Here is a 16,255-nt window from a genome sequence, read left to right as displayed (position 1 = left end):
AAAAAGGATTTATTAATGATTTAACAATATTAATATTCTATTATTTAAAAATCCTTAAAATTAAAGACTTAATACAAAAGATGTGTTGCAAAGATAGTATTGGCAACAAATGTATTAAAACGTTTAAACAAGGTAAAATCGACTTTTTTAGTCAATTTCTTAAATTGATTATTAATGTACAAGGTTTATAATAGTCTAGTAGGTGCACTATAGGAAAATGAAGCATTAAGGAAGTATAAAGCATGCTTAAAAAAATTATATTTTATGATTTAATAATAGCAGTTACTGCAGGAATAACCATTCAATTGATATGGGATAATTATTCTAATATTTTTATTTTAGGTTTATTTACAGCTGTTATAAATTTTGCATTTTCAAAATTTATGATAGAGAATATTTTAGGTAGTAAGTTTAAGAGAAATAGAGGATTAGTTTTTTTTATTACTTTTGTAAGGATATTTATTATTTGTATAATAGGAGTTTCTATTTTCAATAATAATATCAAGAATATAATTTCATTTATTATGGGATTCACTTCACATTTTTTGGCTCTAATATTATATGGAGTAATTAATTTAGCAAATGAAAGGAAGTGATTGAGTGGGGGAAGCAAAATATCTGTTTAAATTATCGCTTTTTGGACAGCAGTATGGATTTTCAGAAAATATAGTAATCCAGTGGGTTATTATTATATTATTTGGAGTCTTATCTATTTTATTTACAAGGGGATTAAAAAGAGTACCAGGAAAAAAGCAAGCTGTTGCTGAGATGATAGTTGAATATACTAATAGTTTTGTTAAATCAAATATAGGAGAAAAATATACGGAACTAGTACCTTACGTAGGGTCACTTATATTGTTTCTTCTAGCTATGAATCTAACAGGGTTAGTTGGTATTGAACCACCCACAATGGATTATAGTGTTGCATTAGGTATGGCATTAACGTCTTTTTTCATAATTCAAGTATATGCTATTAAAAAGGTTGGAATAGGTCATTACTTTTTAGGATATGGTAAACCTGTTGCGTTTCTCGCACCTATGAATATACTGGAAAGAATATTACTGCCAGTTTCTTTAAGCCTTCGTCTTTTTGGAAATATGACAGCTGCAGCAACTATAATGACTATAATTTATAAAGGGTTGGAGGGTATTACTTGGTTTGCGCAATTAGTAATACCAATACCATTACATGTATATTTTGATATTTTCGATGGTGCTGTTCAAATGATTGTTTTTACAATGCTTACTATGATTAATTTAAAAGTTATAGTTGAACATTAAAATTAAGTTTATTACATTAAGTAAACTTATAAAAATTATCTGATAATAGGGAATTATATAAAATTATATTTTACTATTTTAAAGGGAGGAATTTATTATGACAGATGCAGGATTAATGGCTATTGCTGCTGGTATTGCGGTATTAGTAGGAGTAGGAGCAGGAATATCAACAGGTCTTTCAACAGGTAGAGCGGTGGAGGCTATTGCAAGACAACCAGAGGCAAGCGGTAAGATAACTACAGCATTGCTTTTAGGTAATGCCTTTGCGGAAGCTACAGCTGTTTATGGACTATTAATTGCAATAATGATATTAGGAAAAATTGCAGGTTAGTTTCGTTTTAGTGCCTTAAGGGCACTAAAAAATTTACGTCTAAAGGAGGAAAAAGCTTATGGAGATAAATCCTCTAACAGTTGTAGCCACCATAATAAATTTTGGAATTTTTGTTCTTGTAATAAGTTATTTTTTCTATAAGCCAGTAATGAAAGTAATTTCTGAACGAGAAGCTGAAATTAAAGATAAAATACAAAAATCTGAAGATAACTTAAAAAAGGCTGAAGCACTCAAAATAGAAAATGAAAATAATCTAAAAAATTCTCGAGAAGAAGGCAAGGCTATAATAGAAGAATTTAAAAGCAGAGCTAAAAAAGTATCAGAAGAAATTTTGGAAAAAGCTAGGGAAGAAGCAGAATTTATTCTTGAAAGAGCAAGGGTAGATGCAGAAAGAGAAAAAGAAAAGGCTCAGGATGAAATAAAAGCTCAGGCTGTAAGCTTGGCAATGCTTATGTCTTCTAAGGTGCTGGAAACAGCTATTGATGAGGAAGAACATAGAAGGCTCATTAAGGAATATATTGATAAGGTAGGTATTTAAACATGAATGAGTTTCATGAATATTTAGATAGAAGATATGCACTTGCCTTATATGAAATATCAGAGGAAAAAGGTAAACAGGAAGAGTATTTAAGCGAGCTAAATGAAATTATTAAAATAATCGAGGATAATAATGACTTTCTGAAGCTTATAAAGCTACCAGATTTTAATACTTCTAAGAAAAAAGAAATATTCCAAAATATATTTAAGGGAAAAATACAAAATGATGTATTGTCGTTTCTGTTAATTCTTATTGAGAAAAATCGTTTGATTGAACTGAAAGGAATAGTAGAGGAAATAAAAAAGATTCATTTAGAGAAAAAAAGAACTATTGATGCATTTGTTAAGACTGTGGTGCCTCTTAGCAGCGAAGAAAGAAAGAGTCTTTTAGACAAGCTTCAGAAAAAGTATAACAAAAATGTTATATTGAATGAAGAAATTGATAAGTCAATAATAGGCGGAGTTTATGTAAGAGTAGGTAATGATATTATTGATGGAACTATAAAAGGTAAATATGAAGAAATTAAAAAATTAACCCTTAAAACAGAATAGAGGTGAAATTATGAACATAAGACCTGAAGAAATTACATCTATTATAAAACAGCAAATACAAAGATATGAAATTAAATTAGAGACTGTGGATTCAGGTACTGTAATTCAGGTTGGAGACGGGGTTGCTAGAATATATGGCTTAGATGAATGTATGGAAGGCGAGCTTCTTGAATTCGCTAATGGTGTATATGGCATGGTTCTAAACCTTGAGCAGGATAATGTTGGTGCTGTTTTATTTGGAAGTGAGAGAGGAATAAAAGAAGGAGATCTTGTTAAAAGAACTGGAAGAGTTGTTGAAGTGCCTGTTGGCGAGGCATTGCTTGGAAGAGTTGTAGATGCACTTGGGGAACCTATAGATGGTAAAGGACCTATAAAAGCAGCAGGTTATAGAGCTACTGAAGTGGCAGCTCCAGGTGTTATAGATAGACAGTCTGTTAAAGAGCCACTTCAAACTGGTATAAAAGCTATAGATTCTATGATTCCAATAGGTAAAGGCCAAAGAGAACTTATTATTGGAGACAGGCAGACAGGTAAAACTGCTCTAGCAATTGATACTATAATAAATCAAAAGGGCAAAGACGTTATATGCATATATGTAGCTATAGGTCAAAAGCAATCTACAGTTGCTCATATATATAATACTCTTACGGAAATGGGGGCTATGGATTACACAATAATTGTATCTTCCACAGCATCTGAAACATCTCCTCGTCAATTTCTTGCACCTTATGCTGGCTGCAGTATGGGCGAATATTTTATGCATAAAGGAAAACATGTTCTTATAGTTTATGATGATTTATCAAAACATGCAGCAGCTTACAGAGCAATGGCTCTACTTCTTAGAAGACCACCTGGCAGAGAGGCTTATCCTGGTGACGTATTTTACCTTCATTCAAGATTGCTTGAGAGAGCAGCTAAGCTTTCAGACAAATTAGGAGGAGGCTCTTTAACAGCACTTCCTATAATCGAGACTTTGGCTGGAGATGTAACAGCATATATTCCAACTAATGTAATATCTATTACTGATGGTCAAATATTTCTAGAAACAGAATTGTTTTTTGCAGGACAAAGACCGGCGGTAAATGCAGGTATTTCAGTTTCAAGAGTAGGTGGAAGTGCACAGATCAAAGCTATGAAGCAGGTTTCTGGTACACTAAGACTTGATCTTGCACAGTACAGAGAACTTGCAGCTTTTTCACAGTTTGGTTCAGATTTAGACAAAGAAGCTAAGAGAAGACTTGAAAAGGGAAAGAGATTGACAGAAATATTAAAACAAAGTCAGTATTCACCTATGCCCGTTGAAAAGGAGATAATGATACTTTATGCGGCTGTTAACGATTTTTTAATGGATATAGATGTTTCTAAAATAAAGCTTTTTGAAAAGAAGTTTTTTGAATTTATGGATATTCATCATAAAGAAATAGGAGAGCTCATACTTGAAAAGAAGGAGCTTACGGACGATATTAAGAAGGCTCTTTCAGAAGCCATAGCAGAGTTTAAGAAAGTTTTTTTTACTGAACAAGCATAGTTTCTTGAGGAAGCAGAACAATTAATAATTGTTCAGTACAGTATGAGGAATACAGGAGGGTTTAGGGTGGCTGGAACAGGACTTGTTGCTATTAAAAGAAGAATCAAATCTGTTACAAATACAAAAAAGATTACAAAGGCCATGGGACTTGTTGCAACTTCTAAGCTTCGAAAGACGAAAGAAGAATTAGATATCTGCAATTTGTATGATGAGTCTTTTAGTAAAATTTTAAATGATGTTTTAAAAGATAACAGTATTAGCAGTATATATTTAGATGGAAATGGCAGCAAAAAGAAATTATATATTGTAGTAACATCAGATACTGGGCTTTGCGGTTCCTTTAATCTTAATATACTGAATAGAGCGACTCAAGAAATTTCGAAGGATATGAAAAACTCTATTATAATTGTTATTGGAGAAAAGGGTGTATCCTTTTTTAATAGATTTAATTATAATTTAATTCAAAAATATATAAATATTGCAGATGTTCCTAGTTTGGGAGATGCTAATGAGGTTTCAACTTATGGACTTAAGTTATATGACGATAGTGAAGTAGGAGAAATAAATGTTATATATACGAAATTTTTTTCTCAGACAAAGCAGGAAGTTGTAGTTGAAAAACTTCTGCCTTTCGATAAAGTAAGTCTGAATGCAGCAGCTAACGGAGATAATATTTTATTTGAACCTTATACGAATACTTTTTTAAGAGATGTTATTCCGTTATATATGAGAGAAAAAATGCTTAATTTTCTAATTCATTCAAAGACAAGTGAACAATCCATCAGAATGTCTGCTATGGATGGAGCAACAAAAAATGCTAACCAATTACTTGATAAGTTAAAGCTTCAATATAATAGAATGAGACAAGGTGCCATTACTCAAGAAATATCTGAAATAGTTGGAGGAGCAGAGGCACAAAAGTAAGGAGGAAATCTGATGTCTAAAAACATTGGAAGGATCGTACAGGTTATAGGGCCTGTAGTAGATATTAAATTTAACTCAGAAAATCTTCCTAGCATATATAATGCCATTGAAATAAAAAGAGAGCACGAAAAGCCTCTTGTTGTAGAAGTTGAACATCATATAGGCGATGATATAGTTAGAACTATAGCAATGGATTCCACTGAAGGTTTAAAAAGAGGAATGGAAGCTATTGATACAGGAAAGCCTATTTCTGTTCCAGTTGGTAAAGAATGTTTAGGAAGGTTATTTAATGTATTAGGTCAGGCAATAGATGAAGATAAACCTGTAGAAGCATCTTTATACTATCCAATACACAGGCCTGCACCAAGCTTTGAAGAGCAGTCTGTAGAGCCTGAGATGTTTGAAACAGGAATAAAGGTAATTGATCTTATAGCACCATATCAAAAAGGTGGAAAAATAGGACTTTTTGGTGGTGCTGGGGTTGGAAAGACTGTTTTAATACAGGAGCTAATAAACAATATAGCAAAGCAGCATGGCGGTATATCTGTATTCACAGGTGTAGGTGAAAGAACAAGAGAAGGAAATGATCTCTATAATGAGATGAAAGAATCTGGAGTTATAGATAAGACTGCTTTAGTATTTGGTCAAATGAATGAACCGCCAGGGGCAAGAATGAGAGTTGCACTTACTGGTCTTACTATGGCAGAATATTATAGAGATCAAGGACAGGATGTACTTCTATTCATAGATAATATATTTAGATTTACACAAGCAGGTTCAGAAGTTTCAGCACTTCTTGGAAGAATACCAAGTGCTGTTGGGTACCAGCCTACTTTAGCTACAGAAATGGGTGCTTTACAAGAAAGAATTACTTCAACAAAGCATGGGTCTATTACTTCTGTTCAGGCAGTATATGTGCCAGCAGACGATTTGACAGACCCGGCACCAGCTACTACCTTCGCTCATCTTGATGCTACAACAGTTCTTTCAAGATCTATAGTTGAATTAGGTATATATCCAGCTGTTGATCCTTTGGATTCAACTTCTAGAATATTAGATCCAAGAATAGTTGGAGAAGAGCACTATAAGGTTGCTAATGATGTTAAGCATATTCTTGAAAGATATAAAGAACTTCAAGATATAATAGCTATCTTAGGTATTGATGAGCTTTCAGATGAAGATAAGCTGGTTGTATCAAGAGCAAGAAAGGTACAGAGATTCCTTTCTCAGCCATTTACAGTAGGAGAACAATTTACTGGAATACCAGGAAAGTTTGTATCCGTAAAGGATACTGTAAGAGGTTTTAAGGAAATATTAGAAGGAAAGCATGATAATCTTCCGGAAGCTGCTTTCTTATTCGTAGGAACTATTGAAGAAGCTGTAGAGAATGCTAAAAGGATGATGGCTTAGTAAAGGGGAGAATAAATATGAGTGAATGTTTAGAGCTTACCATATTAACTCCAGAAAGAAAAATATTTAATGGAGAGGTTAAAGAACTTACTACAGAAAATGATATTGGACGATTAGAAATTCTCCCAAAGCATATAACTATGGTTACATTGTTAAGTCCAACAGTTACTTCTTTTACTACGTTAGACGGGTTAAAATATAAACTGTTTACATCCACTGGCATACTTAAGGTGAAGAATAATGAAATAAATCTTCTTTGTGAAACTGCTGAATGGCCTGAAGAAATAGATATAAATAGAGCAGAAGAAGCAAGAAAAAAAGCAGAGAAACATTTAAAAAATAAGGCTCAACTTGATTATAAAAAAGAAGAACTAAGGCTTAAAAGAGCTGTAGCTAGAATAAAAGCAAAAGATTAATAAAAATACCCAAATGAACTATGAAAACGTCATTTGGGTATTTTTATTAAATATTGAATATCCGGTAATAAAGTTATATAATTATAAATATATTTAAACAGAAAATAACAATATTTACTATATTTTACCAATATAATTATAATATAATTATTATATATATTTTTTTATTTTTATTTTTGAGAATGTAAAAAATGTTTTATAGTATGAGAGGGGGGACATAGCTTTTTATAAAAGCTATGAATATATGGACATGCTGCTAAACATGGGACTTGATGTAGGTTCAACCACAGTTAAATTAGTAGTTTTAGATAGCTCTGACAATATAATTTACAGCAGTTATAAAAGGCATTACTCAGATATAAAAAAGACTATATCAAATATAATAAACGATGCATATACTCAGTATAAAGAATACAATATAAGAATGGCTATAACAGGTTCCGGAGGATTTACAATATCTAAATGGTTAGATGTACCATTTATTCAAGAAGTGATTGCAGGAACCAAGACTGTAGAAAATATTATACCGCAGACAGATGTAGCAATAGAGCTTGGAGGAGAAGATGCTAAGATTACATATTTTTCAGGTGGATTAGAGCAGAGAATGAATGGTACTTGTGCTGGCGGTACAGGTGCATTTATTGACCAAATGGCATCTCTTCTTAAAACAGATGCAGCAGGCCTCAATGAGCTGGCTAAAGATTATAAAGTTATATATCCAATTGCTGCCAGGTGCGGAGTTTTTGCTAAAACAGATATACAGCCTTTGTTAAATGAAGGGGCAGCAAAGGAAGATATTGCTGTGTCTGTATTTCAGGCTGTGGTTAATCAAACTATAAGCGGTCTTGCCTGTGGAAAGCCTATAAAGGGAAAAGTAGCCTTTTTAGGAGGACCGCTGTACTTCCTTTCAGAGCTTAGAAAAAGATTTATAGAAACGCTTAGTTTATCTGAAGAACAGGTTATTTTTCCTAAAAATTCACAGCTTTTTGTTGCAATGGGTGCGGCTTTGTCATCTAAAAAAAATCAGCCTATTCCTTTTAGAACATTTATGAGGAAACTAAGTACTTTGCAAAATAATACTTCGCTAGAGGTTCGTAGATTAGAACCTCTATTTAAAGATGAAGCTGAACTTATAAGTTTTAAAGAAAGGCATGAAAAGAATAAAGCAGTTAGAAAAGAAATAGAAAGCTGTAAGGGAAAATGTTTTTTAGGAATAGATGCAGGTTCTACTACTACAAAAGCTGTACTTATAGATGAAGAGGGCTCTATATTATATTCATACTATGGAAGTAATGAAGGAAGCCCTTTAAAGAGTACTGTAAAAATATTAAAAAATTTATATAATATACTTCCACCTAAAGCAAAAATAGTAAATTCTGCTGTAACTGGTTACGGTGAAGCATTGCTTAAATCAGCCTTGTCTATAGATATAGGTGAAATAGAAACTATAGCACATTATAAGGCTGCTGAGTTTTTCTTGCCGGGAGTAGACTTTATACTGGATATTGGTGGGCAGGATATGAAATGTCTTAGAGTTAAGGATGGAGTTATAGATAGCATACTTTTAAATGAAGCCTGTTCTTCAGGTTGCGGTTCCTTTATTGAGACTTTTGCAAATTCGTTAAATATGACAGTGTCAGAATTTTCTAAATCTGCACTTGCAGCTGAAAACCCAGTAGATCTAGGTTCTAGATGTACTGTGTTTATGAATTCTAGAGTAAAACAGGCTCAAAAGGAGGGGGCTACAGTAGGAGATATATCTGCAGGACTTTCTTATGCAGTAATAAAGAATGCTCTTTTAAAGGTTATAAAAATACGAGATCCAAAGGAAATGGGAAAGAAAATAATTGTTCAGGGAGGCACTTTTTATAATGAAGCAGTGCTTAGAAGTTTTGAGATAGTTTCTGGAAGAGAAGTAGTGAGACCAGATATAGCAGGTCTTATGGGAGCTTTCGGTGCAGCCCTTATAGCAAAAGAAAGATATAAAGAAGGAGCAGAAAGCAGCATTTTGTCACAAGATAAGCTAGACAGTTTTACTGCAGAAACTACTATGAAAAGATGCGGACTCTGCGGAAATAACTGCCTCTTAACTATAAATAAATTCAATGAAGGCAAGGAATTTATTTCAGGAAACAGATGTGAAAGACCACTAGGGATAAACAAAAACAAAGAAACTATACCTAATCTTTATGATTATAAGTATAATAGAATTTTTTCCTACAAACCACTGAAGCTTGAACAAGCATCAAGAGGAACTGTAGGAATTCCTAGAGTGTTAAATATGTATGAAAATTATCCTTTTTGGTTTACTTTCTTTAATGAATTAAAGTTTAGAGTAGAGTTATCACCAAGATCTTCTAAAGCTGTTTATGAATTAGGAATGGAAACTATACCTTCAGAATCTGCTTGTTATCCTGCAAAAATAACTCATGGACATATAATGAGCTTGGTTAACAGAGGAATTAAGTTTATATTCTATCCTTGCATTCCGTATGAAAGGATAGAAAAACAGGAAGCGGATAATCACTATAATTGTCCTATAGTTACTTCCTATGCAGAGGTAATAAGAACAAATATGGATGTGTTAAAAGAAAAAGGAATACTTTTTATGAATCCATTCTTATCTTTAGATAATAAAGAAAAACTAAAAAAGAGATTGCTGGAAGAATTCAAGTGCTTTAATATATCTAAAAGTGAAATAAATTCTGCAGTGGAAAAAGCTTGGCAGGAACAAGAAAATATGAAAAATGATATTAGACAAAAAGGGGAGGAAGTATTAAGTTATTTAAAGGAAACAGGTAAAAAAGGCATTGTTCTTTCGGGACGACCTTATCATATAGATCCTGAAATAAATCATGGTATACCTAACTTAATAACTGAATTTGGAATAGCTGTACTTACTGAAGATTCTGTTGCACATCTTGAAAGGGATAAAGCGCCTTTAAGAGTTGTTGACCAGTGGGTTTATCATTCAAGGCTTTATTCTGCAGCAAATTTTGTTAAAGAACAGGATAATTTAGAATTAGTTCAGTTGAATTCTTTTGGCTGCGGTCTTGATGCTGTAACGACAGATCAGGTTCAAGAGATACTCAGTAGTTTTGAAAAAATATATACAGTGCTTAAGATAGATGAGGGAAACAACCTTGGAGCAGCTAGAATTCGTATCCGTTCCTTAAAGGCAGCTATGGAGGAAAGAGCCAGGAATGGTTTTAAGCCTGTAAAAGCAACAACTGTTTCTAAGAAGATTTTATTTACTGAAAGTATGAAAGAGACACATACAATATTAGCACCGCAAATGTCTCCAATACATTTTCAGTTTTTAGAAGAGGCTTTTAAATCTTCTGGCTACAATGTTGTTGTACTTCCTTCTGTAGATAAAAATGCAGTGGATGAAGGGCTTAAGTATGTAAATAATGATGCTTGTTATCCATCCATTATAGTAGTTGGTCAAATTATAGAAGCTATTAAGTCAGGTAAATATGATACTAATAAATTATCTGTAATGATATCACAAACTGGCGGAGGTTGCCGAGCAACTAACTATATTGGGTTTTTAAGAAAAGCTCTTAAAGATGCAGGCTATGGCCATATTCCTGTAATATCTTTAAATGCACTGGGAATGGAAAAAAACCCAGGTTTTTCTATTACTCCAGGGCTTTTCAATAAAGCTATGATGGCATTAGTATTTGGGGATTTGCTTATGAGAGTGCTTTTAAAGGTAAGACCTTATGAAAAGATAAAGGGAGCAGCAAACTTACTTTATGATAACTGGGTTTTAAGATGTAAGGAAGCTGTAAGAAGTGGAGAGTATAAGTTATTTAAGCAGTGTATTAGGCAAATTGTTGAAGATTTCGATAATTTCCCTATAAAAGATATAGTAAAACCAAAGGTTGGTTTAGTTGGGGAAATACTTGTCAAGTTTCATCCAACAGCTAACAATAATGTTGTAGACATTGTAGAAAACGAAGGTGCAGAAGCAGTTATGCCTGATTTAATTGACTTTTTTCTCTATTCTGCCTATGATGCTGACTTTAAATATAAGAAGTTATCAGGTACGAAAAAATCACAGATATTTAGTAATGCTGCCATACTAGGGATTGAATTTTATAGAAAAGAAATGAAAAAAGCTCTTCATAAGAGTAAAAGGTTTGAACCACCAAAAAATATAAGAAGTCTTGCAGAGGGAGCAGAATCAATATTATCTCTTGGTAATCAAACTGGTGAAGGCTGGTTTTTAACTGCTGAAATGGTGGAGCTTATTGAAAGTGGAGTAAATAACATAGTCTGTATGCAGCCTTTTGCTTGTCTTCCAAATCATGTTACAGGCAAAGGAATGATTAAGGCACTTAAAATTAAATATCCGCAGGCTAATATTACAGCAATTGACTATGATCCTGGAGCAAGCGAAGTAAATCAGTTAAACAGAATAAAGCTTATGCTTTCTGTAGCTTTTAAAAATTTAGAATATCAATCAGTAAATAATGCGCTAGATGAAGCAGCTAGTTCACATGAGGTTTCAGAATTTGAAACTGGCGTAAATACAAGCTTTTAAGTTGTTGACAGAAATAAATTACAATGATATATTAAAAATATAATAATTAAATAAATCTTCAGGGCAGGGTGTAATTCCCTACCGGCGGTAAAGCCCGCGAGCCGTAAGGCAGATTCGGTGAAACTCCGAGGCCGACAGTAAAGTCTGGATGGAAGAAGATTAGATGAAACGTTTATGTTTGTTGTCTATATTTTTGGTATAGATATAAAATTGTTGTATAAACATTTGCTATGTAAGCCCTGAATTTATTCAGGGCTTTTATTTTTTTCAAAAAATGAGAAGTTTATTGTTTATTGGTAACAATATATTTAGAGGTGTTAGTGTATGGATGAAAAGTATATGAAAAGAGCATTAGAATTAGCTGAAAAAGGCATCGGCTATACAAATCCTAATCCGCTTGTGGGAGCTGTTATAGTTAAAGATGGAAGAATTATAGGAGAAGGTTATCATGAGATTTATGGAAGTAGTCATGCGGAGGTAAATGCATTTAAAAATGCTACAGAGGATGTTAAAGGAGCTACTATGTATGTTACTTTAGAGCCTTGCTCTCATTATGGTAAAACCCCGCCTTGTGCAAATGCTATAGTGGAAAAAGGAATTAAGAAGGTAGTTGTAGCACTTGGAGACCCAAATCCAGAGGTAGCAGGCAGAGGAATTAAAATTTTAAGGGATAATGGTATAGAAGTGGTAACTGGTGTTTTAGAGGAAGAAAGTAGAAAATTAAATGAAATATTTTTAAAGTATATTACAACAAAATTACCTTTTTGCATATTGAAAACTGCTATGACTTTGGATGGGAAAATAGCTTCAAGAACTGGTGATTCTAAGTGGATAACAGGTGAGGAAGCTAGAAAGCATGTACATAGATTACGACATAGAGTTTCCTCTATAATGGTTGGAGTAGGTACAGTACTTCAAGATAATCCTTATCTTAATACAAGATTAGAAGAAGGCAATGGGAGTGATCCGATACGAGTTATTGTTGACACTTATGCAAAAATACCTTTAGAGGCAAATGTTTTAAATATACAGTCAAATTCTAGAACAATTATTGCTTCAACGGAGCTTGCAGATAAGAAAAAGCTTAAAAATCTTGAAGAAAAAGGAGCAGAAATAATTATAACCCCATTGAAGGATGATAAAGTTGATTTACGATATTTAATGAAAGCACTAGGAGAAAGGAAAATTGACAGCGTTCTATTAGAAGGTGGCAGCGAGTTAAATTATTCAGCAATTGATGCAGGTATTGTTGATAAAGTAAATGTATTCATTGCTCCAAAGATTATATGCGGGAGGGAAGCAAAGACGCCTGTTGGAGGAATAGGAAGAACTTTAATGAAAGAGGCAGCATTGCTTAAAGATGTAGAAGTTTATAAATTTGGAGATGATATCATGATAGAAGGCTATTTGAAAGGAGAGTGATAAAGAGGTGTTTACTGGGCTTATAGAAGAGATAGGAAAGGTTCAGTCCATAGTTAAGGGAGCTAAGTCTGCGAAAATTATAATTAAAGCTAGTAAGGTTTTAGAAGAAGTAAAGCTTGGAGATAGCATAAGCACTAATGGAGTATGCCTTACAGTTACAGAATTTACATCTAAAAGTTTTGCAGTTGATGTTATGGCAGAAACTATGAGAAGAAGCAATCTTCATTTATTATCTCCAGGTGATGAAGTTAATCTTGAAAGAGCTTTAAGGCTTGGAGACAGGCTAGGTGGTCATATGGTCAGTGGACATATAGATGGAATGGGAAGTATAGAAAGATTCGAAAATGAAGACAATGCAGTATGGGTAACAATTTCTGCAGATACTGATATATTAAGATATATAATTCAAAAGGGTTCTATTGCTATAGATGGAGTAAGCTTAACAGTTGCCTATGTAGATGAAAATATATTTAAAGTTTCAATTATCCCGCATACTAAGGAAGTTACAACGCTGCTTAGGAAAAAAGCTGGTGATATTGTTAATTTAGAATGTGATATGGTGGGCAAGTACATAGAAAAACTGCTTGTATCTAAAGAGCAGCAATCAGTTAAAAAATGCATAGATATGAAATTTTTGAGTGAGCATGGATTTGTATAATATTATAAGGAGGATAAACAATGTATAAGTTTAATACTGTAGATGAAGCAATAGAGGATATCAAGGCTGGGAAAATTATAATTGTTGTTGATGATGAGGATAGAGAAAATGAAGGAGATTTACTTATGGCAGCTGAGAAAGTTACTCCAGAGGCAATCAATTTCATGGCTAAGTATGGCAGAGGTTTGATTTGTATGCCTGTTATAGAGGAAAGGCTTAAAGAACTTAACATAGGATATATGGTTGATAGAAACACAGATTCTCACCAAACAGCTTTTACAGTATCTATTGATGCAGTAGAAACTACAACGGGAATATCTGCTTATGAAAGGGCATTAACAGTTAAAAAAGTTATTGATCCCCAAGCTAAAGGAGAGGATTTTAAAAGGCCTGGACATATTTTTCCGCTAGTTGCTAAAAAGGGAGGAGTACTGAAAAGAGCAGGACATACAGAAGCTGCAGTTGATCTTCCCAATTTAGCAGGATTATATCCTGCAGGAGTAATATGCGAAATAATGAATGAAGATGGTACAATGGCAAGAGTTCCACAGCTTATGGAATATTCTAAAGAACATAATTTAAAAATAATAACAATAGCAGATTTAATTGCTTACCGCAGAAAAAAGGAAAATTATATAAAAAGAACAGCAGAAGCAAAGCTTCCAACAAAATATGGTGAATTTAGAATAATTGGCTATGAAAATACGCTAAATGGAGAGCACCATGTAGCCTTGGTTAAAGGTGATGTTTCAGATAATTTGCCAGTATTAGTTAGAGTTCATTCAGAATGTCTTACTGGTGATGCTTTTGGATCACTAAGATGTGATTGCGGTGAACAGTATGCAGCAGCAATGAGAAGAATTGAAGAAGAGGGAAGAGGAATTTTATTATATATGCGTCAAGAGGGAAGAGGAATTGGTCTTATAAATAAAATAAAAGCTTATTCTCTTCAGGATAAAGGAATGGATACAGTAGAAGCAAATTTAGCTTTAGGTTTTCCAGAGGATATGAGAGATTATGGAATCGGTGCTCAGATACTTGCTGATTTAGGAGTAAAAAAAGTAAGATTAATGACAAACAACCCTAGAAAAATTAAAGGTCTATCTGGTTTTGGAATAGAAATTGTAGATAGAGTTCCAATTCAGATGAAGCATAATGAAAGAAATGAATATTATTTAAAAACTAAGAAGGAAAAGCTTGGACATTTATTAAAATTTGAGGAGGTTAAATAAGATGAGAACAATTGAAGGTAATTTAATTGCACAAGGATTGAAGTTTGGTATTATTGTAGGAAGGTTTAATGAATTTATAGGCGGAAAGCTTGTAGCTGGAGCTGTTGATGCCTTAAAAAGACATGGTGTTGAAGATAAAGATATAGAAATAGCTTGGGTACCAGGAGCCTTTGAAATACCTCTTGTTGCTAAAAAAATGGCTAAAACTCAGAAATATGATGGAGTAATATGTCTTGGTGCTGTTATTAGAGGAGCAACACCTCATTTTGATTATGTATCAAGTGAGGTATCAAAAGGTATTGCTAATGTATCACTTGAAACAGAAGTGCCTGTAATATTTGGCGTTTTGACAACAGATACAATTGAACAGGCAATAGAAAGAGCAGGGACAAAGGCTGGAAATAAGGGCTATGATGCAGCGGTTACTGCTATTGAAATGGCAAATTTACTAAAGCAGTTTTAGAATTTATTGGTGTTAAATCTTATGCGGCTTAATAATATTAATACTATATTTTTTGATTATGATGGAACATTGCACAATAGTGTAAAAATATATGCTCCTGCTTTTAGAAAGGCATATGAGTTTCTTGTTAAAGAAGGTTTAGCTGAAGAAAAGGAATGGTCAGATAAGGAAATAAGTTACTTCTTAGGGTTTAATGCTCAGGATATGTGGAAAATCTTTATGCCGAATTTAAGTGATGAGCTTAGAGAGAAGTGCAGCAGTATTATTGGAACAGAAATGAAACTTCTAATTGAAAAAGGAAAACCTATTCTTTATGAAGGCGCACTAGAAACATTAGGATATTTAAAAAATAAAGGATATCATCTTGTTTTTATTAGCAACTGTAACATTTATTATAAAGAGTGTCATAGTAAGCTATTTAAGCTGGACAGATATTTTGAAACTTTAATTTGCTCACATGAGTATGATTTTATCCCTAAGTATGAGATTTTAAAGGCAATAAAGAATAATTACCCATATGATATGGTTATAGTAGGTGACAGAAAACAAGACATAGAAGCCGGAAGGAAAAACAATATTTATACCATAGGATGTACTTATGGATTTGCATTAGATGGAGAACTTGCTGAAGCTGATATTTTAATAGATAGTATTAAGGAATTAATTAAATTTTTATAGGTTCATTAATAATAGTTTTATGGTAATTTAAAATTATTTTTAAAGGTAAATAATAAATCAAATATTTTGTTTAGAAAAAAATAAAAAGCTTATAAGCAGCTTCAGAAATCAGTAAAGCATTTTAAAAGGTGGTATTTATAGATTGAGGAATTGTCGTAATGGCAAAAGGATTTTTCAGTCTGTAAATACCATTTTTACTATTATAATGTGATTAATTTTAATGAAAAAAATTTTTTATTTACAATATAAAATTAAATGATATAATATAAAT

15 protein-coding genes and 1 riboswitch are annotated in these 16,255 nt (G+C 32.8%); all 15 genes read left to right on the top strand.

Annotated elements, in window-relative coordinates:
* Positions 1–242: 242 nt before the first annotated feature.
* The 15 genes from M2651_RS11570 to M2651_RS11500 all read left to right on the top strand — a co-directional run bounded on the left by M2651_RS11570 (position 243) and on the right by M2651_RS11500 (position 15,984).
* Entirely contained in the window at positions 243–596 is a 354-nt protein-coding gene (locus M2651_RS11570) for a hypothetical protein (RefSeq protein ID WP_252132509.1), read from the top strand.
* Between the two features lie 4 nt (positions 597–600).
* Complete coding sequence (locus tag M2651_RS11565; RefSeq protein WP_252132508.1) at positions 601–1,281, top strand: F0F1 ATP synthase subunit A; 681 nt, start codon at positions 601–603, stop codon at positions 1,279–1,281.
* Between the two features lie 97 nt (positions 1,282–1,378).
* Positions 1,379–1,612: an ATP synthase F0 subunit C gene (gene atpE / locus M2651_RS11560; protein ID WP_252132507.1), complete on the top strand. Its 234-nt coding sequence runs from the start codon at positions 1,379–1,381 to the stop codon at positions 1,610–1,612.
* Between the two features lie 58 nt (positions 1,613–1,670).
* Entirely contained in the window at positions 1,671–2,150 is a 480-nt protein-coding gene (locus M2651_RS11555) for a F0F1 ATP synthase subunit B (RefSeq protein WP_252132506.1), read from the top strand.
* 2 nt (positions 2,151–2,152) lie between these two features.
* Complete coding sequence (locus M2651_RS11550; RefSeq protein ID WP_252132505.1) at positions 2,153–2,701, top strand: F0F1 ATP synthase subunit delta; 549 nt, start codon at positions 2,153–2,155, stop codon at positions 2,699–2,701.
* Between the two features lie 10 nt (positions 2,702–2,711).
* The gene (gene atpA, locus M2651_RS11545) at positions 2,712–4,229 is read left to right on the top strand and encodes a F0F1 ATP synthase subunit alpha (protein ID WP_252132504.1); all 1,518 of its coding nucleotides are present in this window, start codon (positions 2,712–2,714) and stop codon (positions 4,227–4,229) included.
* Positions 4,230–4,295: 66 nt separating this feature from the next.
* On the top strand, positions 4,296–5,153 hold the full coding sequence (gene atpG / locus M2651_RS11540; RefSeq protein ID WP_252132503.1) for an ATP synthase F1 subunit gamma: 858 nt from the start codon (positions 4,296–4,298) through the stop codon (positions 5,151–5,153).
* Between the two features lie 12 nt (positions 5,154–5,165).
* Positions 5,166–6,563: a F0F1 ATP synthase subunit beta gene (atpD, locus tag M2651_RS11535; RefSeq protein WP_252132502.1), complete on the top strand. Its 1,398-nt coding sequence runs from the start codon at positions 5,166–5,168 to the stop codon at positions 6,561–6,563.
* A gap of 17 nt (positions 6,564–6,580) precedes the next feature.
* Positions 6,581–6,979 carry a F0F1 ATP synthase subunit epsilon gene (locus M2651_RS11530; protein WP_252132501.1) on the top strand — a complete coding sequence of 133 codons (399 nt, stop codon included), beginning with the start codon at positions 6,581–6,583 and terminating at the stop codon, positions 6,977–6,979.
* Positions 6,980–7,223: 244 nt separating this feature from the next.
* Complete coding sequence (locus M2651_RS11525) at positions 7,224–11,531, top strand: 2-hydroxyacyl-CoA dehydratase (RefSeq protein ID WP_252132500.1); 4,308 nt, start codon at positions 7,224–7,226, stop codon at positions 11,529–11,531.
* 50 nt (positions 11,532–11,581) lie between these two features.
* Positions 11,582–11,695, top strand: a riboswitch (FMN riboswitch).
* A gap of 160 nt (positions 11,696–11,855) precedes the next feature.
* Complete coding sequence (gene ribD / locus M2651_RS11520) at positions 11,856–12,953, top strand: bifunctional diaminohydroxyphosphoribosylaminopyrimidine deaminase/5-amino-6-(5-phosphoribosylamino)uracil reductase RibD (RefSeq protein WP_252132499.1); 1,098 nt, start codon at positions 11,856–11,858, stop codon at positions 12,951–12,953.
* A 7-nt stretch (positions 12,954–12,960) separates the two neighbouring features.
* Entirely contained in the window at positions 12,961–13,611 is a 651-nt protein-coding gene (locus M2651_RS11515; RefSeq protein WP_252132498.1) for a riboflavin synthase, read from the top strand.
* Between the two features lie 20 nt (positions 13,612–13,631).
* Complete coding sequence (locus tag M2651_RS11510; RefSeq protein WP_252132497.1) at positions 13,632–14,843, top strand: bifunctional 3,4-dihydroxy-2-butanone-4-phosphate synthase/GTP cyclohydrolase II; 1,212 nt, start codon at positions 13,632–13,634, stop codon at positions 14,841–14,843.
* 1 nt (position 14,844) lies between these two features.
* Positions 14,845–15,306, top strand: coding sequence for a 6,7-dimethyl-8-ribityllumazine synthase (gene ribH, locus M2651_RS11505; protein WP_252132496.1), 462 nt, complete (start codon positions 14,845–14,847; stop codon positions 15,304–15,306).
* Positions 15,307–15,327: 21 nt separating this feature from the next.
* Positions 15,328–15,984 carry an HAD family hydrolase gene (locus M2651_RS11500; protein WP_252132495.1) on the top strand — a complete coding sequence of 219 codons (657 nt, stop codon included), beginning with the start codon at positions 15,328–15,330 and terminating at the stop codon, positions 15,982–15,984.
* Positions 15,985–16,255: the final 271 nt, after the last annotated feature.

It is taken from the genome of Clostridium caldaquaticum (genome assembly GCF_023806125.1).
GTDB lineage: Bacteria > Bacillota > Clostridia > Clostridiales > Clostridiaceae > Clostridium_AT > Clostridium_AT caldaquaticum.
The sequence above is the reverse complement of the archived record's forward strand: the minus strand, read 5'-3'. Positions and strand labels throughout refer to the sequence as shown.